The 20,822-nt window shown below is 37.7% G+C and carries 20 protein-coding genes and 1 pseudogene; 8 read left to right on the forward strand and 13 right to left on the reverse strand.

Going from position 1 to position 20,822, the window contains the following annotated elements:
* Positions 1-926: 926 nt before the first annotated feature.
* The gene (locus WG932_RS28540; RefSeq protein WP_483086169.1) at positions 927-1,439 is read left to right on the forward strand and encodes a PAS domain S-box protein; all 513 of its coding nucleotides are present in this window, start codon (positions 927-929) and stop codon (positions 1,437-1,439) included.
* 107 nt (positions 1,440-1,546) lie between these two features.
* On the forward strand, positions 1,547-4,042 hold the full coding sequence (locus tag WG932_RS28545; RefSeq protein ID WP_483086170.1) for a PAS domain-containing protein: 2,496 nt from the start codon (positions 1,547-1,549) through the stop codon (positions 4,040-4,042).
* A 185-nt stretch (positions 4,043-4,227) separates the two neighbouring features.
* Here WG932_RS28545 and WG932_RS28550 read toward each other — a convergent pair whose 3' ends face one another.
* From WG932_RS28550 to WG932_RS28580, 7 genes are all read right to left on the reverse strand, one after another.
* Positions 4,228-4,518, reverse strand: a complete 291-nt coding sequence (locus WG932_RS28550; RefSeq protein ID WP_483086171.1) for a hypothetical protein — start codon at positions 4,516-4,518, stop codon at positions 4,228-4,230.
* A gap of 61 nt (positions 4,519-4,579) precedes the next feature.
* Positions 4,580-4,849, reverse strand: a complete 270-nt coding sequence (locus tag WG932_RS28555; protein ID WP_483086172.1) for a hypothetical protein — start codon at positions 4,847-4,849, stop codon at positions 4,580-4,582.
* Positions 4,795-5,793: a sodium/glutamate symporter family protein gene (locus WG932_RS28560; protein WP_483086173.1), complete on the reverse strand. Its 999-nt coding sequence runs from the start codon at positions 5,791-5,793 to the stop codon at positions 4,795-4,797. The genes WG932_RS28555 and WG932_RS28560 overlap by 55 nt, the downstream gene beginning before the upstream one ends.
* A 637-nt stretch (positions 5,794-6,430) precedes the next feature.
* Positions 6,431-7,303, reverse strand: coding sequence for an alpha/beta hydrolase (locus WG932_RS28565; protein ID WP_483086174.1), 873 nt, complete (start codon positions 7,301-7,303; stop codon positions 6,431-6,433).
* A 354-nt stretch (positions 7,304-7,657) separates the two neighbouring features.
* Positions 7,658-7,969 carry a DUF2569 domain-containing protein gene (locus WG932_RS28570; protein ID WP_483088737.1) on the reverse strand — a complete coding sequence of 104 codons (312 nt, stop codon included), beginning with the start codon at positions 7,967-7,969 and terminating at the stop codon, positions 7,658-7,660.
* Positions 7,970-8,033: 64 nt separating this feature from the next.
* Complete coding sequence (locus tag WG932_RS28575) at positions 8,034-10,130, reverse strand: DUF3857 domain-containing transglutaminase family protein (RefSeq protein WP_483086175.1); 2,097 nt, start codon at positions 10,128-10,130, stop codon at positions 8,034-8,036.
* A gap of 292 nt (positions 10,131-10,422) precedes the next feature.
* Entirely contained in the window at positions 10,423-10,839 is a 417-nt protein-coding gene (locus WG932_RS28580; RefSeq protein ID WP_483086176.1) for a hypothetical protein, read from the reverse strand.
* Between the two features lie 403 nt (positions 10,840-11,242).
* Between WG932_RS28580 and WG932_RS28585 the strand changes: the two are divergent.
* A pseudogene (locus tag WG932_RS28585) lies at positions 11,243-12,525 on the forward strand (arylsulfatase).
* Between the two features lie 181 nt (positions 12,526-12,706).
* Here WG932_RS28585 and WG932_RS28590 read toward each other — a convergent pair.
* Both WG932_RS28590 and WG932_RS28595 read right to left on the reverse strand, forming a co-directional pair.
* Positions 12,707-12,883 (reverse strand): hypothetical protein, encoded by a 177-nt coding sequence (locus tag WG932_RS28590; RefSeq protein WP_339677676.1) that lies wholly within the window; start codon positions 12,881-12,883, stop codon positions 12,707-12,709.
* A 33-nt stretch (positions 12,884-12,916) separates the two neighbouring features.
* Positions 12,917-14,353, reverse strand: a complete 1,437-nt coding sequence (locus tag WG932_RS28595) for a sodium:solute symporter (protein ID WP_483086177.1) — start codon at positions 14,351-14,353, stop codon at positions 12,917-12,919.
* A 115-nt stretch (positions 14,354-14,468) separates the two neighbouring features.
* Here WG932_RS28595 and WG932_RS28600 point away from each other — a divergent pair, with 115 nt between their 5' ends.
* From WG932_RS28600 to WG932_RS28615, 4 genes are read left to right on the forward strand one after another with little or no spacing between them, the layout of a single operon-like run.
* Positions 14,469-14,819 carry a hypothetical protein gene (locus WG932_RS28600; protein ID WP_483086178.1) on the forward strand — a complete coding sequence of 117 codons (351 nt, stop codon included), beginning with the start codon at positions 14,469-14,471 and terminating at the stop codon, positions 14,817-14,819.
* Complete coding sequence (locus WG932_RS28605; protein ID WP_483086179.1) at positions 14,816-16,243, forward strand: glycoside hydrolase family 3 protein; 1,428 nt, start codon at positions 14,816-14,818, stop codon at positions 16,241-16,243. Before WG932_RS28600 ends, WG932_RS28605 begins: the two co-directional genes overlap by 4 nt.
* Positions 16,244-16,263: 20 nt before the next feature.
* On the forward strand, positions 16,264-17,136 hold the full coding sequence (locus WG932_RS28610) for a serine hydrolase domain-containing protein (RefSeq protein WP_483086180.1): 873 nt from the start codon (positions 16,264-16,266) through the stop codon (positions 17,134-17,136).
* A complete protein-coding gene (locus WG932_RS28615; RefSeq protein ID WP_483088738.1) occupies positions 17,042-17,482 on the forward strand; it encodes a serine hydrolase domain-containing protein in 441 nt (146 codons plus the stop codon). The genes WG932_RS28610 and WG932_RS28615 overlap by 95 nt, the downstream gene beginning before the upstream one ends.
* A gap of 189 nt (positions 17,483-17,671) precedes the next feature.
* On the opposite strand, the gene WG932_RS28620 is transcribed toward WG932_RS28615, so the two are convergent.
* Positions 17,672-18,079 (reverse strand): response regulator transcription factor, encoded by a 408-nt coding sequence (locus WG932_RS28620; protein WP_014021026.1) that lies wholly within the window; start codon positions 18,077-18,079, stop codon positions 17,672-17,674.
* 449 nt (positions 18,080-18,528) lie between these two features.
* Between WG932_RS28620 and WG932_RS28625 the strand changes: the two genes are divergently transcribed.
* Positions 18,529-18,951, forward strand: coding sequence for a Dabb family protein (locus WG932_RS28625; RefSeq protein ID WP_339677672.1), 423 nt, complete (start codon positions 18,529-18,531; stop codon positions 18,949-18,951).
* A gap of 131 nt (positions 18,952-19,082) precedes the next feature.
* Here WG932_RS28625 and WG932_RS28630 read toward each other — a convergent pair whose 3' ends face one another.
* The 3 genes from WG932_RS28630 to WG932_RS28640 all read right to left on the reverse strand — a co-directional run bounded on the left by WG932_RS28630 (position 19,083) and on the right by WG932_RS28640 (position 20,809).
* Positions 19,083-19,376 (reverse strand): thiamine-binding protein, encoded by a 294-nt coding sequence (locus WG932_RS28630; RefSeq protein WP_014021028.1) that lies wholly within the window; start codon positions 19,374-19,376, stop codon positions 19,083-19,085.
* A gap of 4 nt (positions 19,377-19,380) precedes the next feature.
* Entirely contained in the window at positions 19,381-19,941 is a 561-nt protein-coding gene (pth, locus tag WG932_RS28635) for an aminoacyl-tRNA hydrolase (protein ID WP_014021029.1), read from the reverse strand.
* A gap of 277 nt (positions 19,942-20,218) precedes the next feature.
* Positions 20,219-20,809, reverse strand: coding sequence for a 50S ribosomal protein L25/general stress protein Ctc (locus tag WG932_RS28640; protein WP_014021030.1), 591 nt, complete (start codon positions 20,807-20,809; stop codon positions 20,219-20,221).
* Positions 20,810-20,822 lie beyond the last annotated feature (13 nt).

Below are 20,822 nucleotides of genomic sequence, written 5' to 3' on the forward strand. Positions count from 1 at the left end.
CCGGCAGCTGAGCGGAGCCAAGCCTCAGGTTAACGTATTCGGCATACCTTCCCATTAGGCGCCGCTCAGGGTCCGGATGTCTGTCCGAGCATTCAAAGATGTGGAAAGCAGCAGGATTTAGGAATACGATTTTTGGATGATTGGAAAAAAGCTGGGTTTAATCACTAGTAACCCACTACATTATCAGGTCAGGTACAACACTATCCGATTTTCTCTGATAAAACATTTTCCATATGCTATTCATTTTATTGTAAAAAATAAGAAAGTGATTGTTTTAGCTGTATTAGGCACTCGGGAAGACCCTGATAAATATGGCTATAGTTTATCCTACTGGGCCACTCCGATTGCTTGTAGGTGTGTAGCAAAATCCTTGACCGAAATCAAAGACATATTGTTTAAAATATGTTAGCTGGTCTTCCTCAATCGCTGTGTAAGGGAAGGATGCAAACCGACTCTCATTACTATTTTAGACGACTATTTAAGTCCATTTTTTTGGGTTTAATAGTGGTGTATGAATGATGTCCTTCCTCATCACCTTGAAGGCAGTTGCTTGTTGGTTTAAACTACTATCAGTAGGGGAAATTGTTGCAGAGCATTGCCGTATTCAGATGTACCCTTTATTTAAAAGATGCAATACAGACTGATCAATTGGGGCCAAAATTGTGTTAGGTTCAATCTTTCTTTTTTCTCTTTCCTTTTTTTCTTTTGCATATCGATTAGGAAAAATCACCATTTCTAACGTTAACTTCGTGAATAAAATTACATTTAAGTATTACTAATTCATAAAAAGGTATATTTTTAAAAACAAGTTCTTAATAAAGTTCTATTTTTGTGGAATAATTTAGAAGTTATTATTATCAATAGATGCTTGATTTAATGGTTTTACCAGAATCTTTTTTCTATAATAACAAAAAAAATTTAAAACTATGGATCAATCCATTTTTGACTTTGCTCCTTTTCCAATGTGGATTTATGATTTGGTATCATTTCGTTTTCTTGCAGTCAATAAGGAAGCCATTCGTACTTATGGTTATAGTGAGAGGGAATTCCTAAATATGACGATTAAGGACATTCGTCCTCAGGAGGATATCCCAAGACTCGAGAGAGCAGTTAAAGAAGCAAGGACACGTACTGAGTTATATAACGAAGGTCTTTATAGACATAGAAAAAAGGATGGTAGAATAATTTACGTAAAGATAAAAAGTAATCATATTACATTTAATGGATTAAAAGCTGAGATAATTACAGCCATTGATCTGACGGACCGATATGAAAGAGAGCAAAAAATTGAGGTTCAAAAGAATTATTTAACAGTGATTAGCACTATAAGCCAATTACTTTTGAAGTCCAATGACTGGCTTCAATCCTTAAATACCTGTTTTAAGACCGTTGGGGAAACCATTGGGATTGATCGTATCTACTTTTTCAAAATAACCTAAAGGATAAAACCACATCCCAGAGGTTAGAATGGAGCAATGAAAATATCATACCACAGCTAGATAATCAGGACCTTCAAAACATTCCATTTTCTGAGCTTCCTTTATTTATGGAACCTTTACTAAAGAAAAAGAATTTTGAGGCCATAGTTAAAGACCTTCCTCAGTCGATCACGAAAGACCTCCTATTGAAACAGGAAATCAAATCCATTCTTGTTCTTCCATTGTGGGTTAATGATTTTTTTTATGGTTTTATTGGCTTTGATAACTGTACTGAAGAGAGAGAATTTTCAGAAGAAGAGTTTCAATTGATACAGGTGCTTACATCCAACTTGGGGCATGTGATTAAGCAGCTTGAAGCATTTCAAGAGCTTAGTTATAGAGAGGCGAGGTTTAAATCTTTGATTGAAAATGGAAAAGATCTTATTGCGATCATTGATAAAAACGGGAATTATAGTTATGTGGGACCTACCTCAAAAACAGTTTTAGGCGTATATCCTTATGAATTTATTGGTAAAAATGCATTTGAATTTATTCACCAAAAAGATCAACCTCGTCTAAAACACAGTCTGGCTAGAATTTCAAAAATTAAATATATAACCATTGAGCCTTATCGCTTTTTGGATGCTAATGGAGAATGGCGATGGATTCGGACGGAGTTAACAAACCATTTAGATACACCATTTATTAATGGAATTGTAGCCAATACACATGAAGTTACTGCAGAAGTGAAGCAGAGAAGGATTGAAAGGTTGGCAGCTTCCTTAGCCAAAGAAATTGGAAAACCCGGAAAACTCTCAACCTGTTTCAATCAGGCGATACGCCAGTTAACCGCCTTGGACGGTATTGATTCTAGCGAGATTTGGTTGGTCTCTCAAGATGCAATTAGATTAGACTTGATTTCTTATTCTTTTCAAAAAGAAAAACATTCTTCGTTTTACGAATATGGTAAAGAATTCACCTCTTTTACATTAGGTTCAGGGCTTCCGGGCTATATTTGGAAAGAAAATAGCTCTTTATTGTGGAAAGATTTACCAAACAAAAAGGAATTTGTTCGCCACCCCGCTAACTTTAAATCCGCTATGGGATTTCCCATTGAATATAACACTGAGTTTATTGGATGCATCCTTTGTTTTTCCTCTACACAGGGAGAGAAAATTATAGATGAATATAATTTGCTTAAAGAAGTTATTCAACTAATTGGCTCGGTTGTAAAACAAAAAATTACGGAAGTAGAATACCGCAATTTTTTTAATATTACTCCGGACCCTCATTGTATTATTGGTTTTGATGGATACATCCAAAAGTACAATAAAGCCTTTCAAAATTTGTTGGGGTATGAGAAAGATAAGTTACTGTCTAGACCAATTTATGATTTTATTTATAAGGATGATAAACTTGATTCTCAAGCCAAAATTAAATCTTTCATAATTGATAAGTCTCCTAACCATCGTGCATCTTATCCAAAGCATGAAGCCCGTTTCGTGACTTCCGATAGCCAAATTAAATGGATGGTATGGAGTGGTACGGTTATTCAAGAATCAAAAATTATTGTAGCGGTAGCTAAGGATATCACAGATGAAAGATTGGTACAAGAAAAGTTAAAAGTGGCATACAAGCAATTAAAAACCGCACAAAAAATTGCTAAACTTGGCTATTGGTTTAGGGGTCTTGATTCTGATCTTTCTGTTTGGTCTGAAGAAACCTATCGCATTTATGGTTATTCTCCCCATGATTTTATTCCTACCCAATTTAATATATCCCAAACTTTTTTTCCTGAAGACCAGCACTTGATTGAAAAAGATCCGATTGGATTAATAAAGAATAAAAACGTTCACAGTTTTGAACACCGTATATTGACAGGGAAGGGTAATATCAAATGGGTTCATCAGGAAATTCGATTGTTAAAAGATAAACAAGGCCAACCTTACGGAATAGAAGGAACCATACAAGACATTACTGAGAGTAAGCTATATGAAAAAGAATTGGCGCTTAGCAATGAGCGATTTAGGTTGGCCATGAAAGCTAGTAACGAGATTATTTGGGAGCTTGACCACCAAACCTGTGTAATAACAAGAGGTGATGGAGGGAAATCAATGTCTGAATTTAATAATAAGGAAGACTTTAATAAAGCTAACTCGTGGTTTAGTAAAATTATAGCTGAGGAAAGAAATAGGGTTTGGGACTCTTTTCAAAAATCTTTAACTGATAAAAATGAATCCTATTGGTATTCAGAATATAAGATTTTGTCTGATAAGGGTTGTTTTTTTTATTTTATTGATCGTTGTTATATTCAAAGAGATGAAGCTGGTAATCCAATTAGGTCAATAGGATCAGCATTAGATGTTACTTCTTCACGCGAACAATTAGATAAAATTAAAACCCAGAACGAAAAGCTAAAAGAAATAGCTTGGCTTCAATCCCATGTGATTCGGGCTCCTCTTGCAAGAATCTTGGGATTAATTAATCTTTTCGAAGTTATTGATGATAATGATGAGGAAATGACTAAGGATCAAATAATTGAAATGATCTCAACATCTGCTCATGAATTGGATGAGGTGATTAAGGATATAACCAAAAAAATAAGCGCAGAAGATATTGGTTAAATAATAAACGAATGTCACAAACTCCGAAATATAGAGGTGTTTTATCTATAACCGAAACAATCTGCTGGGTTGCTAAACCATGATGAAATAAGTGAACGTATCCAAAATCCCTTCCCCTTCAGCTTCACTCAGGTCTGGTAATTCTATCGCAGTAGACATTAAAAAACACCTTACAAACCACCCTATCAAGCCTTTACTACCTTAGGCTTGAATTTAAGAAAAACAAGGCGGCCCAATAAAAGCCAAGGGAAGCCATGCATAAAAAAATCTCCCCAATCGATTAATTTCATGTCATGGGCACCACCGGCAATCCATTTGAGCTTGCCCCAAATATGGGGTTCCGGAAAATAAGGTGCCAATCCCAACCAGGCGCACATCATCAGCACCAATGTCCAATTATTAATGGGATTCTTATTTTTGTTAATTTTTTTCTGACCATGCTTTCCATTATTTCTACTCCAAAGATATAAAGACATCTTTTTTAAAGAGGTGACAATGGTTACAGAGGTAAATTTTAACCTAAAATAAGCTAGATGGCTATTGGTAGAATTTAAAGTAAAGCAGCAATAAAACCCCTAATAAAAGTGCCATACCTCCGATAAAGGGATAAACCCCCACATTACTGATTAAGGGAAGGGCAATGCCGGTGACAATTCCTCCGCCAACAATAGGTTCATAAAGGGGTTGTTTATAGCTAAAAGTGGAGGTGTATTTCTCTGCTTTATTGCCCGCTCTTTTGATCAGAATTAGTCCTATGGCTGTGGTGCCGGTAGATTGACCGAATTCCCTAAGGCCCTTAATCGCCATTCTTGGGGGAAGAAAATTTTCCCCATCAAAAAATAAATGGCAATATTATAGGCTACACCGGCTCCACCAAGGATTAGTAATGGGGCCAAATTTTCTGTTAGGGCTGTTATGGATAGGCTTCCTATGGCAGCCACGATAAGCAGGTCCAACGAAAGGTTGGTGATATAATTGATGTGTTTTCTGCTGATATAGCCGGTTAATTTTGCTTTCTCAGCCAATACCTGCACACCTAAACCGGCTAGCATGGCAACCGGGAATAGCGGAATAAATTTATTTATTTTGGACTCTTCTTGAGAAAATATTGCCATCTCTCCAAGGGAAAGCCCTTTTAAACATAACCACCCCAAAATAATGGTGAGCCCCACTATGGCTATCTGCAATGGAAATGATACCTTTTTTACTTTTTCCAAGTTGTTATCTTGCTCTCCATTTTCAGACATTTTCATATCATGAGACTCTTCCTTGCTATTTACATTGGACATTATGGTACCAAAAATAATGGCTGAAACCAAACCAATGGTGGCAATGCCAAGTCCCAAGTCAACTCCCTGTTCAAAGTCGATGGCGGAGAAGGTGTTCTTTAAGCCGGCAACAGTACCATGACCTCCCTGAAAACCGATCGCTATCAATGCACCGGATACAGCATCAATGTCAAAGATTGGCTTAAGCAGTAGGATGGACATAAGTAAACCGACAATGTATTGACCTAGGGCTAAAGTATAGCCAAAACATAGATTAGGCATGCTTTTATTTAGGATTGTCTTGAAGTCAGGAATTTTTTTACCTAGAAATAAACCGGCAAAAACCACTACAATTAAATAAGCCGGAAAATCCTTCCAAATGCTTACAGCAGCTTCAGGTAATAATCCTTGGGGTAGGGTGCTTAGGCCGCTAATGTCTGAGATAATGGGCCCCAGCAAGTCCGGTCCCAGTAGCAATGCCAACACACCTCCAATTAATGAAGCCGGAATTATCAGTTTTTTAGAAAAGCCTCTTTCATCACATAGGCAATAAAGAGGAAAAGGGTAATCAATAGCAATGCATTAAAAAACTCAAGTGTTGCAAATTTATCCATAAATCTGTTTGAATTTTGTTCGGAGGATTTAAAAAAGGCCGGAGAGTTTGTACCTGCTGGGTACTGTCTCACTGTAGTACTGCTCGTACCTATTGAGGAGGTTAGAAATGAAATTTCTCCCTTGAATTTGCCAAAAAAAGCGACCGATTATCATGTCTTTTTGGTCAATTTCTTTGTTTATAATTGGCACAAATGTTTTGCCAAAAGCCAAAAAATATTTTCTTGATTTTTAAAAAGTTAATAAAATGTGGCAAATTATTGAGGAGAACTTTCTCTGATTGGCTAATGTCCAATACTTCTTCTAAACGAGCTTTGCTTAGTTGGCTTTCCAAAGATTTATAGTCAATTGTTTTTAAAAGCAGGTAAATACCTTCTTAAGAAACACAAACCAAATCCAGGTATAACTTGCCATTATACCAGCTGATGAATGTGGAATTGAGAAATCTTGTTGTACAAGCCATTTTTCAATGGCTATACTTTTCTCTTTATTGAATATTTTTATATGATTATTTTACTGTTGCTTTGAGCCAGGTTTCGGCCAGTGCCGGCCAAGTTTCTCCTGCAGGATTGCCAGTCCTTAAGCCATAGCCATGTCCTCCTGTGGGGAGTAGGTGTAAGGCAACAGGGATTTTATTATCCCTCAATGCTGTGGCCATTACCAGTGCACTGTTGGCGTGTGCATCATCAGCTGTAGAAAAAAGAAACATGGGAGGAGTGTTTTCGTCTACTTTCAATTCAGGAGTTAGGCTTCTATTTTCACCTTTGTCAAGGTATGCAGGGTAAATCAACATGGCAAAATCAGGCTTTGATGAAACTTTATCTTTAGCATCCTGAGCTATATAGGTTTCCTCCTTGTACCGTGTACCTGCTCGTGCTGCCAAACTTCCACCTGCCGAGAAGCCGATTACACCAATTTTGTTCGGGTCTAAGTTCCATTCGTTTGCTCCACTTCGAACAATGCGGATTGACCGTTGAATATCATTTAAGGCTCCATCTTGTTTTTGCGGTACGCGGTATTCCAGTACAAAGGCTGTATACCCCAGAGTATTCAACCATTCGGCCACCTCATACCCCTCCTTATCGATGGCCAAAATCTTATAACCACCTCCGGGGCAGACAATGACAGCTGCTCCATTGTTTACTTTCTCATCCGGTAAAAATACCTTTAATGTAGGGTCGGTGACATCGGTCAGACGGGTTACTCCACCACTATTGTTATCTGTAATCACAGCAGGCTTCTTGGCAGTTGTCTCTCCCGGTACTTTTCCAGGCCAAATATGAATAAGCTCGTCAGTTTGCGCACTTGCTACGAAAACAAGCGTGAAAAATAAGGAGCAAAGTGTAAGCACTATTTTGATTGGCTGGCGTTGAATTTTCATGGGAGGCTTTGGTTGTTGACTTTTAAAATCGATGTATTTTTAAAAATGCTTTTGCTTTTTTATTTCCTTGAAATAAGAATTTCAAGGAAGAAAACGAGGCTTTAATATACTTTAAAAAATATATTCTATCAATAACAAAATATAGCAATGGTGGGAGAGGGATCTAAAAGGAATGGTCTTGGTTAATTAACTCGGATTATCTAATAGGATTTCTCCGCCCTGACAATAGTCAAAGGTTGAAGCCTATCCCGTGTTTACGAGAAGCGTTGCAGGCAACTGATAGTCAGTCTGTTGTAGATTTTAGTATAGCACCTCTATGGTGAAATTGAAAGGGATAACGGTAAGAGAACTTATTTATGTTACCTCAGTTGGGGCTGGAGGCAAAGTTTCTTTAGATTCAGGTTCAATATTTCTTCTCGTCTTACAAAAAGTTGATTTTACTCTTTCTGAAAAAAAGAAATAAGGAATCCATATTGCTGCGCCTACAAATGCTTGGATTAAGGCCCTGTTTTCAAGTGAAATGTTATCCTCAGTCATTACCGTATCTATCAAAATGGCTGCTAAATTGACCACATAAAATAGGATCATTAGCTTTGGGGTACTGGTCCTTCTAGTGTAAAAAGAATGATGAGTAAAACCGAAAATACAATAAGCAAAATATTGAATATCAGTTCAAAGGCAAGGCTTTCTGTTAGCCCCAGATTGATGGCCTGTAACCAAATAGCCTCGTCTAAATATCCCACGGAGAAAAATTCATTGTAATTTGAATGGGGGTAAGTATTATACCTATGGCAGGAAGAACCAACCATCCACCAATATTCTTGTTTTCAGCATATTCCCAAGGTAGTGGGTCATAAGTTTTATAAATTTTAACACTATAAAAAGTCCCGATAATGAGTAGGAATAGAACAACAAATACTGCCAACATGCTCTTTTTTTCTGAAGCAACAAAAGAGGAGTAGGTAAGGTTAAACATTAAATCATTTTTGATGTTTTCATGGGCAGATAGAAATTCAGCAACTTTTTCTCCTTCAATGAAATCATTGTATAAATCATAGGAGTATTGAACAGCTATTCGTTCACCATATCCCTGTATTTGATTGGTATATTTATAGGAGGAACCTTCTATTTCGTTTTTGGAATCTTCTACATGCCAAGGTTCGGGAAGTAAAACCTGTGTTTCTTGCTTAAAAGAAAATGGGCTTCCCAAATTGTAATGGCTGTTTCGGGCTGTTGCAATTGGATAATTGACCAACGATTCCAGAACTAAGGGATATACTCTTGAATAAATGTAGTTTTCCTCCTCATTCTCTAACCAAAAATCTTCGATCTTATAATTTTCTTCAACAAGCACTTCATTATTACCGAAGCGATGTTCATCGTAAAACCGTATCTTCTCCGTTTCTACTATTCCCGGATATAAATTGTTGTAAAAATTCAGGTATTCTTTTTGGATGGATGAAATGGGATTGTTTTCAAATTCTGCTCGAACGTTATCCGCTTTATTTCCACTATAAATGGTTTTGATTTCAATCATGGCATGCCCTCCAACGCTGTCCACATAAATTTTCTCCTGAATATTAATCTCAGATTTTTTTGGTTTTGGAAGCGTTATTAATTCTGAATTGTTTTCTTTTACCAGTAAGCCCAATCCATAATCCGGAAAGTAGGTGTGGTCAAGATCCCCTCCTTGCAAAGAGAGGGTAGGGTCAATAAAATAATTGTTATCATCCAAATTGATTGCAACCACACAATGGTCAAAAATTCTATTAGAAGGTTGAAATTGATTTAGGTTTTGCCTAATGGATGTGTTGACCAATAAAGGGTAGGCTGAAATCCCTTCTTTTTGTAACAATGCTACCAACAATAGAGATTTATCTTTGCAATCCCCGAATTTCTGTTGGTAAACTTTTTCAGGAGAATGAGGTTTATAAGCGCCTATCCCGGATTCTAACCCTAGGTAACGTATTTCATCCTGCACGTATCTAATCAAATTCAGGGTAATTTCCTTTTCTCCAAGTATTTCTTTGTTAAGGTTGGGCAACAGGGAACTCACATTTTTTGTCGAAAATAATGGTAAAGCCCATTGCACTACATCCTCCCAATTTTGCTGGGTGGATATGGAGGTTATGGGCAAATCTATGGTCCAGGAAGGAAGATTATTATCCAATTCTACGGGGCTTTCAGGATGGCTGGACCAACTATAAATTTTGTTTTTCCCATTCTTCCGGATGGTTGGCTCTTGTTCGTGGTTGATATTTTTATAATAAATATCTTGATTGTACTCGGTAAAAATTCGGTAATTAATATGGTTTACAGGGATGGTATAGGCATGGTACAAGCTTGAAGAGAAATTCCCAAGGTGTATGGGGTTAAAACCCACAATAGAATAACTTACAGCAATTACATCACCTTTTTGCACCCCATCCAAATGAAAAAGAGCAGTCATACTTCCATCGTACAAATGCCTTTCTTTGCCTGACTCAGTATTTGCAGTGGTGATTTTGTTTAAGTCTAATTGATCTAAAGATATGCCTTCCCTTTCTATTACGATTTTATGAAAAATTAATTTTTGAAAGCTAGGGTCAAATTCAATAGAAATATCTGACATTTCCTGCATCCCTTCAGTAGTGATTACTTGATACCTGTAATGGTGGAATACTGTCTGCTTACTTAGATTTACTTGTCTTTCAAAATCTAAATAATAATAGGGCCAATTTTCTTTAATAGAAGGTTTGGATAAAGGTATAGGATCAATCCAGCTTGGTTCTATAGATGTAGTGACATTCTCTTGAAATGCATGGGATTGGAAGACAAAGAACCCCATAAAAAATAATATAAATCTGCTTCATTCTTCTGGACTTAAAAAATACACTCAAGAAATATAAGTATAGTTCAAAATAAAAACCAAGATTTGCTAAGAAATTTTAGCTTGGTCTAATTTTTAGAAGAATAAAGTGGTTACAGATTAAATAAGAATGACGTCTATTAAAAGGATATCTTTAATTCCAGGGTCTGATAAACGACCATTGGTTAATACAGATTGACAGTCCGGTCAAATTGATAAATTGTATTTCAAATTGAAAGAAATAGGCTAATGATTAAATTTATTCTGAAGCTTACTCCTCCATCTTCAATTCACTCTTCACCACTTTGATGGTTAGAACATTATTGTCGGAAGAGATTATTTGCCATTCTTCTACTGTTCCTCCACCCCAGAAAGTACCTTGAATATTTAGAATGTCACCGTCTTTGGTCCAGCTGCCTTCAAAATCACTTGTGACAATAGGAGGAGTGCCACAAAATCCGCTGTTGGCACGGTGTATAAAAGTGCCATCGCTTAGAAAGCGATAACCATAAGTGTTTTCCCGCAATTGATCAACTTTTTCCAGTATAATCCCATCCTCATTGTATGAAATATTGCTCCAAGAGCCTACGGGGATTGGCCCTATTTCAGAAGCTGAAAGCTGTGGATCTTCCACACAGGAAACGATAATACATAAAGTTATCATCAGAATTGTAAATGGATTTTTCATCACTTTTTTATTGGTTTTATCCTAGACGAACCTTAAAAAGGTTTTGTTGAGGTTATTATCAAAAATAAATAGGGTTTTCTTTTCCACTTTTTACCTTTACATCATTTCCTTTGGAAATTGTTTCCTAAAAAGATGTTAATTTAAACCAATCCATGCTTTGGCTGTAAAAAGATATGGGTAGATAGCTTTTACATGATCACAACTGAATCGCTTGCTGGATATCGAATTAGCAATGTAGCCTGGTGTGAGCTATAGAGTGAGAAACATTTTTATTTTAAATTTATAACGAATGCATTTACTGAAGAACACCCTATTGTTAATACTCTTGATTTTATCAATGGCCTTTCAATCCATATATGCACAGCAAATCAGCAATGGGGATAGGCCAAACATTGTTTTTATTATGGCAGATGATTTGGGCTATGGTGATTTAGGCGTTTATGGTCAAGAATTGATCCAAACACCAAATATAGATGCCTTAGCTAAGGAAGGTATGGTATTTAGTCAAGCCTATGCCGGGGGACCGGTATGTACCTCCTCCAGATCTGTACTGATGACCGGCTTGCACAACGGGCATACAGTAGCCAGAGACAATGTGCCACATTATCCAACTTATCTTCAGGAAGAAGATATTACCCTAGCCATGGTCTTAAAAGAAGCCGGCTACTGTACAGGAGGCGTAGGGAAATGGTCATTAGGAGATGCCAATACGGAAGGTCGAGCCACCAATAAAGGCTTTGATACTTGGACAGGTTATTTAAATCAGGACCATGCTCATTATTATTATCCCGGTTACTTAGATCATGATGATAGAAAAATTCAATTAACAGATAACCCCATTTTAAGAAACAATTACAGTCATGACATTCTCACCAATGCAACTTTAAACTTCATCCGCATGCATAGAAAGGTTCCCTTCTTTTTTATGCCGCTTACACCAGCCCCCATTTTTCTGCAGCAGAAGAAGATGAGCATGGGTTGACAGTTCCTTCCACCTACCCCTATACTGAAAAAGATTGGCCTGAAGCTGCCAAAAAATATGCGGCCATGATTTACCGGTTAGACAAGGATGTGGGAAAAATTGTAAAACTTCTAAATGAGCTTGGGATTAGAGAAAATACCTTAATTATTTTTACTTCAGACAATGGTGGACACAGCAATGTTTGGGATAAATTCAGGACGAATGGCAAGCTCAAAGGTCATAAGCGGGATTTATACGAAGGAGGGATTAGAGTACCTTTTATTGCAAGCTGGCCCGGGATCATCCCCGCCAGTAGGAAATCAGATGCGCTGATAGGCTTTCAGGATATGTTGCCCACCTTTGCCGAAATAGCCAAGGCCCCTGTAAATATAAAAATTGATGGCATCTCTGTGGTGGAAGCTTTGAAAGGGAATAACCTTACTGAAAATAACCGTGTGTTTTATTGGGATTTTGGTCATGCCAGAGAGCGATATGATCAGGCAGTGCGGATGGGTAATTGGAAAGGAATCAGAAGAGGGCAGGGACAACCGATTGAAGTATACAACCTTGCTGATGATTTTTCTGAAGAACATAACCTGGCGGATGAAAATCCGGAGTTGGTAAAGAAAATAGACAATTTAATGGAAAGCATGGTGATTCCTTCTCCCAGGTATTCAGTCGGGGAAATATATTCAGGAGGTCCCATTTGGAAAAAAGACTGGTAAATGGATGCATTGGATTCAAACGGATAACCAAGGTTAATTCGTACAAAATCGGACACAAATTTGTACGAAACTGTAGCAGGAGCTAGGGATCAATTTTCTAAAGTCCCTTGAAACCTTATTCAAGGGACTTTATAATTTTTGGCACTTAATTGGCCTTTATTTTCCCCAAAGAAAAATCAATTTAATCCATGAGAATATTTATCGGAATGGTCCTTTGGGCCATCTTGTTGGTCCTTTGCTGGCCTTTGGCTCTAATTGTTTTATTGTTGTATCCACTCATTTGGCTGATATTTTTGCCTTTTCGTTTGCTGGGGTTTGGGGTAACCCTCACCCTTTCCATGTTATTGGCCTTGTTCATGTTGCCATTTTCCCTGATGCGGGCTTAATTTAATTACCTTTTACTCGCAAGGAGCAACCCGATATAGGTAATCGCAGCGTTAACCAATAAGATTTCAAAGCCAAACTGAAAACCATTGAACCAATTGGCAGCATTCCAGTCCAAGATAAAAGAAAGGACAGGACTTAAAAGACAGATATAGGGTACCCACTTGTCCCTGATGGTAAATTTATTACTAAGCCCAAAGGCAAATAGACCAAGCAAAGGTCCATAGGTAAAACCTGCTGCCTTGAATACGGCGCTTACTACACTTCTGTCATTTACCTCATTGAAAGCGACTATGGTTAAGAATACCAAGAAAGTAAACCCGATATGAATCCATCGTCTGGTTTTGTCCTGATCGATGTTTGTGCGTTCAGGAAGATTGACAATGTCTATACAAAAAGAGGTGGTCAAGGCTGTTAAAGCTGAATCGGCACTAGAGAAAGCGGCTGCCGTAATGCCCAATAAAAAGACAACCCCTGCCAAGGTTCCAAAGTGATTTAATGCCAAGTAAGGGAACAGTTCATCTGTAGCCTTTGGCAGATCAATGCCATTGATTTCGGCATAATGATAAAGCAAAACCCCCAAACTAAGAAAGAGTAGATTTGATACAAAAAAGGTGATGGAAAACCAGAAGATGTTTTTTTGGGCATCTTTTTTATTGCGACAGGTCAGGTTCTTTTGCATGACATTTTGATCCAAACCATTCATGGCAATGGTAATAAAAATACCTCCTGCGAACATTTTGAAGAAATTTTGACTAGAATTGCCTCCCCAAACAAAGATGGAGGACAAGTCGCTTTCACCAACCACAGTTAATAGTTCAGCTGTGCTTTTGTCCAGGTGTTTGCCTATCACCACAATGGTTATGACCACCGCCAAAAGCAAAAAGATGGTTTGTAAGGTATCTGTCCATACTATAGTCTTGATGCCACTCTTATAAGTATATAGCCAAATCAACACCATGGTGGTCAATACAGCCGCGTAAAATGGAATATCGAAAGCGTCAAAGAAAGCAAGCTGTAAAACTGTAGCTGCTAAGAATAGCCTGAAAGAGGCCCCTATTGTTTGGCTGATAAGAAAGATGGTAGCCCCGGATAGATAAGCTTTTTGCCCGAATCTTGTTTTGAGATATTCGTAAATTGATATCAGGTTTAATTTATAAAAGAGAGGAATCAGTACCAAGCCAATGACGGCATAGCCAACCATATTTCCCATTACAAATTGTAAATAAGCCCAGTGGGTGTTGCCTACCTCCCCGGGCACGGAGATAAAGGTAACTCCCGATAAGGCAGCGCCCACCATGCCGAAGGCCACCAAGAACCATGGGGATTCCCTGTTTCCGGTAAAGAAAGTTTGGCTATCAGATTTGAGTGAGGTGAGGTAACTTATCAATAATAAAAGTGCAAAATAAATGGCGATCACACCAAAAACGAGCAATGGACTCATGGTTCTCTTTTTAAAATATATTTTTTATTCCCAATGATAGGCATTTTCTTTAAATCATTTTAATGAGAAGCCACAAATTTGGTATCTTTCAATCGAATTTGAATTGTTTGAAAGTATGGCCAATTTTATTGTGAATACCGAAAGTTTTGAAGTCGGGAGACATCTTTACCCGTCTTTAATAGATTTAGCAAAAAAAGGATTGCTTACATTGATTTTGCTTTCCTTTAATTTTGTCTCGCTTTTTGCACAACAAGATCCCCCTTTTTTAGCAGAAAAATATGAGCATTGGGCAGATTCAGTTTTGGCTACCTTAAGTCAAGAAGAACGTATTGCCCAACTAATTATGATTCCTGCCTATTCCAATAAGGACAAGGTACATGTGGATTCAATTGCAGGTTTGGTAAGGGACTATGGTGTTGGAGGAATTATCTTTTTCAAGGTGGGCCTGTTCGGCAAGCACAAATGATCAATAAATATCAAAAACTTTCCAAGGTGCCATTAATGATAAGTCTGGATGGTGAATGGGGACTTAAAATGCGTTTGGACAGTACGGTTCGGTTTCCTTATCAAATGGCTTTGGGAGGAATAACAGACGAAAGCCTGATTTATGAAATGGGGGCAGAAGTGGCCCGTCAAGCAAAAAGAGCCGGCATCAATGTTAATTTTGCCCCGGTTGTGGATGTCAACAACAATGCAAACAATCCCGTAATTGGCTTTCGTGCCTTTGGAGAGGAAAAGGAAAATGTGACCAGCAAATCCTTAGCCTATATGAAAGGCATGCAAGACAATGGTATTTTGGCTTCGGCCAAGCATTTTCCAGGGCACGGAGATACAAATGTAGATTCGCATTATGGACTTCCTGTGCTCCATTTCTCAAAAAAGCGACTAAAAGAATTGGAGTTGTATCCTTTTCAACAATTAATGGATCAGGGATTGGGCAGTGTAATGGTTGCTCATATGGAAATTCCCGTACTTGATAGCGCAATAAACAGCCCCTCTAGTCTTTCCAAACCTATTGTTACAGACTTATTGAAAGATGAGATGGGCTACAAAGGGTTGATTTTTACAGATGCTTTAAATATGCAGGCCGTAGCAAAATATTACCCTCCGGGAAAGGTAGATGCCAAAGCCCTTTTGGCAGGGAATGACATGCTATTGAATACCATGAATGTGCCTGCTGCCATTGCAGAAATCAAAGCTGCCTTAGCAAGAGGAGAAATTAGCCAAGAGGAAATTGATAGAAGGGTATTAAAGGTATTGAAAGCTAAAGCTTGGCTGGGACTCGACCAATGGGCACCTGTAGAAACCGATCATTTGATAGCTGATTTGAACAATTCTTCAGCCAATTTTTTAGCGGAGCGTTTGACAAAAGCCTCCCTTACATTGCTTAAGAATGATGAAAATGTATTGCCGGTAAAAGGACTGGAAAACACGAAAATTGCAAGTTTATCCATTGGTGCCAATCAACGAACTGAATTTCAGCACAGACTTGAAAGGTACAGTCCCATGGATCATTTCGTATTTCCTAAAGATGGGAATGTGAATGACATCATTGCCTTAAAAGAAAACCTTGCTAGTCATCAATTGATATTGGTAGGTATTCATGGACTTGGAATTAGGGAAGGAAATAACAATTTTGGAATTAGTCCTGAAATGGTGACTTTATTGAGAACCCTTATGGATAGCCATACCGTAATTGTAAGTGTTTTTGGTAATGTTTATAGCCTGGGAAAAATTCGGGGATTGGAAAATGCGGCAGGAGTTATTGCGGCCTACCAAGAAACCTCCCTTACCCAAGATCTAACGGCTCAAATGATATTTGGAGGAATAGGTGCTCAAGGGAAATTGCCTGTTACCATCAATTCATTTTTAAGCGCGGTGATGGATTAAAGTTGGAAGGAGGCATTCGGATGGCTTACACATCACCTGAGGGAGTTGGTTTGTCTACAGAGGATCTGACCGGAATCGATTCGATCATGCAACAAGCCATAAAAGGAAAGGCCATACCCGGAGGTCAGGTCCTTGTGGCCAAAAGTGGTAAAGTATTTTATCACAAAGCATTTGGCTACCATACCTATGACTCCTTAAAAGTGGTGAAGCCGGATGATTTATATGACCTTGCCTCGGTGACCAAAATTAGTACCTCTTTGGCAGCATTTATGCACTTGAAAGGTCTGGGTAAGTTTGATGAAAACCAAACCCTAGGGCATTATTTGCCTGCAGCAAAGGGAACCAATAAGGAGAATTTGAAATACAAAGATATATTGACGCATCAGGCTAGGTTGCGTTCATGGATCCCCTTTTGGATGTCCACAGTCAAGAAAAATGGGAATTTCAAATGGTTTACCATGAAGAAGGATTCTTCAAAGAGGTTTCCCATTAAGGTTGCCGATAGCTTGTACATCCACCGCAATTATGCGCGAAAAATCTACAAAGAAATATTCTCTTCACCTTTAAATGCTGAACCGGGATATGTTTATAGTGATTTGTCATTTATTCTAGCCCCAAAGGTAGTGGAAGAGATCACCGGTGAATCATTTTATAATTATTTAGAAGATAACCTTTACAAGCCCTTAGGTGCAGGGACGCTTACTTTTAATCCTTATTTAAATTTTGAGTTGGATCGGATCGTCCCTACAGAGTATGATTCTGCTTTCAGGAAGCAACTTTTACATGGAATGGTCCATGATGAAGGTGCAGCAATGCTCGGGGGTGAGTGGACATGCCGGCTTGTTTGGCTCAGCCAACGATGTGGCCAAGCTGATGCACTTGTACCTTTATGACGGTTTGTACGCGGAGGAACAGTTAATTGCTTCAGGTGTGGTTCATGAATATGGCAAATGTGTGTATTGTGAAAAAGGGAATTACAGAGGCATGGGCTTTGACCGTCCCAATAAACCAGGCGATCCAAATGGAAATGCAGCGCCTAGTGTTTCGGAAAAAAGTTTTGGGCATTCCGGCTTTACCGGCACCTATACATGGATAGATCCGGAAAATGAAATCGTATACGTATTTCTTTCCAACAGGGTCCACCCAACAAGGGAAAATCGAAATATTTATAAATTAAATGTGCGTACAAATATATTAGAAGAAGTCTATAAGGCGATGGAAAAAGCAAACAATAGATAGTAGTTTAACACAGATTACAAATAACAGACGCCTTGATAACAGCTGAGATGTAAGCCATTCAAGGGCTTGTACCTAAAGGGAGGCTTTATCTGCTATGGTTGGGTAGAAAAGGTAAGTTGTTCAGCAATGAAAATGACCTAAAGGTTTGAATAGGTGAATAGGAAATTCTACCGTGCCCAATCGTCCGGTTTAATATTCACCTTCTAATATCTTTTTCTTAAGATTTTTTACTTTGTCTAAAGTGAGGGGCTTGACAATATAATCGCTAACATGCGCATATTTTTTGGCTTTGTCCATTTCTTCTTTGTTTATGGAAGAAGAAATCACAAAGATTTTTATGGGATGATCCAAAGAAACCTCTCCTATTTTATCCAATAATTGCCAGCCATTCATCAGTGGCATATTGATATCTGTAAGGATGACATCAGGAACGGGCTCATTGTTTTCAACCCTCTGGCGAAAGTCTTCCCATGCTTCTTCGCCATTTAAGAAAAAAAGTGCCTGACTGGTAAAAGCAGTTATTTCAATAATTTTTTTGGTTCCAAAATTATAAAGTGGATCATCATCCACTATGTAAGTTAGCCCTATCTCACTCATAAAAGTTGGTTTTTAATTGAAACATAGATGGAGAATAGGGATTTCATATAGTCTATCACTAATTAAACCTTTAAATACTATTAAACAATGCTTAAGGAGTCAAAACTCCATGAAATCAGTTAACTATTAGTTGTTACCTTTTGGGCCACAATGGTAAAGAACTGAATATTCTCTTTTTGGCATACCTAAAAAATACAATTAGATTACCAAAGTTAAATTTAAATCATTTAATTTAATTTTTTTATAATTGGATTTAATTTTTTCTAAATTGAAGACAAAGATCTGCTTATAATTGTATAATTAAGTTTAAAATGTGTTGAATCCAAGTTTGATTTTTTTAGGGTTTGACCAAATCATTAGGAACATATTTCCCTATCTCAGGGCATTTTTGGTTTTTTTCATTTACTTTACAATATTGTAAATACTACCACCTAAATACAAACCTTTCTATGAAACCATTATTTTCAATTGCGGTAATATTATTGTTAGCTGTTGGCTGTCAGCCAGGAGGAAATGTAGAAACAAGTGAAGAATCAAAAGAAATGAAAAACACTGTAAGCTCTGATAAACCACTTTTAAGACATGTGGTCCTTTTTTCTTTTAAAGAGGAATCAAGTCCATCTGATATTGCGAAAGTTGAAGAAGCATTTATTGGGCTTCAAAATGAAATTCCGCAGATAGTAGCTTTTGAATGGGGAACCAACAATAGTCCTGAAGGATTAAACAAAGGGCTGACCCACTGTTTTTTACTCACTTTTGAAAGTGAAGAAGATAGAGATGCTTATTTGCCTCATCCGGCACACAAAGCCTTTGGAGATGTACTAAGGCCACATTTAAAAGATGTTACCGTAATCGATTATTGGGCAAAATAAATTTTAAAAATATAGCCATGCCATTTTATTAAATGCCATGGCTATATTTTTTTATTGGTTTTCAAGGTATTTCCTGCACGTCTAATTTAATCGACCCGTAAATGCTAATAGGTTGGATCTAAACGTATAACTTAATGTTTATGTGGTAAGGTTTTTTCATCCATGCTAACATCTTTATCAGCGCGGATTTGCATGCGGTAATATACTAGGATTTCTTCGGCACCAGCGCTCAAAACTGCCTCTTGCGCAGCTTTGGCTATAGCCATTAATTTTTCTTCCGGTCCCTCCATCACAGTTTCAAAAGGCGTAACCTCATATTTCACTCCTGAGGCAGCAATGACAGCAATGGCTTTGTCTACCAATTGGTAGCTGTCCTGGTTTTTGCTTTTAGGGACTATTTGTATACCAAGATTTATATTTTTCATTTTATTATTTATTGTATTGATTCATCGTTTTCTCCAAACCTATGGTGCTAAACGCTGTGATCATTTCAATCGTTTTGTCCATATAAATTGGCAGCGTGTCTATTTCTTCTTGGGACCACCTTCCCAATACATAATCAATTTGTTTACCTTTTGGGTAATCATCGCCAATTCCAAATCGAAGGCGGGCATAATTTTGACCCCCGGTCAACTCTTCGATATTTTTCAATCCATTGTGCCCGGCACTAGATCCTTTGGGTTTCAAGCGTAGTTTACCAAAAGGGAGGGCCAAGTCATCTACCACAACCAAGACATTTTCTTTTGGAACTTTCAAGGTCTTCATCCAGTAATTTACTGCTTTACCACTCAAGTTCATATAAGTGGTGGGTTTAATTAAATGCAATTGGCGACCTTTGTGTTTGAACAAGCAGGTAAAAGCTAGTCGGTTACTCTCCCAGCTTAAATTTTTCTGGTCGGCCAACCTATCTAATACCAGAAAGCCAATATTATGTCTTGTCAATTCATACTCTGGGCCAATATTTCCCAGTCCAACAACAAGGTATTTCATAAGCTTTTTTGCCTTTTACAATCTTATATTTTTTTAACTAGATAGTTGTAACCTAACGAGGGATAGCCCAATTAAAAAACCTTTTCCTTCAAGTGCCACACCAATAAACTAAGTGATTATTGTATGGGCCTTTAATCATTAACTTAGCAGTTTAATTCACTATATGATTACTTGGCCTTATCTGTATTGGGAGGAACAACCAAAAGGTGAAGATAAAAAAATCCTGTTCCGTGAAAAACAGAACAGGATTAAAATTTTATAGGAGTAACAACAAGGTTTATCCTTCTTCTTCCTCTGCATCGCCTTTCTTACCTCTCAATGCTCTTGGAACACCTACGGTGGCAATGGTTACATTAGGACTATTAAGTAATTCAAATTTCTCAACACTTAGGTCACCTACTTTTACAGATTTACCCAACTCAAGGGTTGAGATATCAAATGGAATCTCATCAGGAAGATCATTGGCAAAACCTTTTACCAATAGGGTTCTGGTTTTGATTTCTAATTTACCACCTTTGATAATACCCGGAGAAGAACCGTAAGGTTTTACAGGGATTTCCATTTTAATCGCCTTTTTATCACTAAAAGCCAAAAAGTCAGCGTGTAGCAATACTTCACTTACCGGGTGAAATTGCGCTTCTCTAAGAATCGTTTTTATGATAGTGCCTTCGATATTCAGATCCACCATGTGTACTTCAGGTGTGTAAATCAGGTCTCTGAATAAAATAGCCGGAGCTACGAAGTGAATTTGTTCTTTAATACCGGGGCCGTAAACAACACAAGGAACATTTCCCTCTTCGCGGATTGCGTCAAGAGATCTTCTGTCGAGATTTGCTCTTTTAAACCCTATAATCTCAAGTGATTTCATAATTTATGTTTGG

The organism is Cyclobacterium sp. SOCE241 (assembly GCF_056867545.1).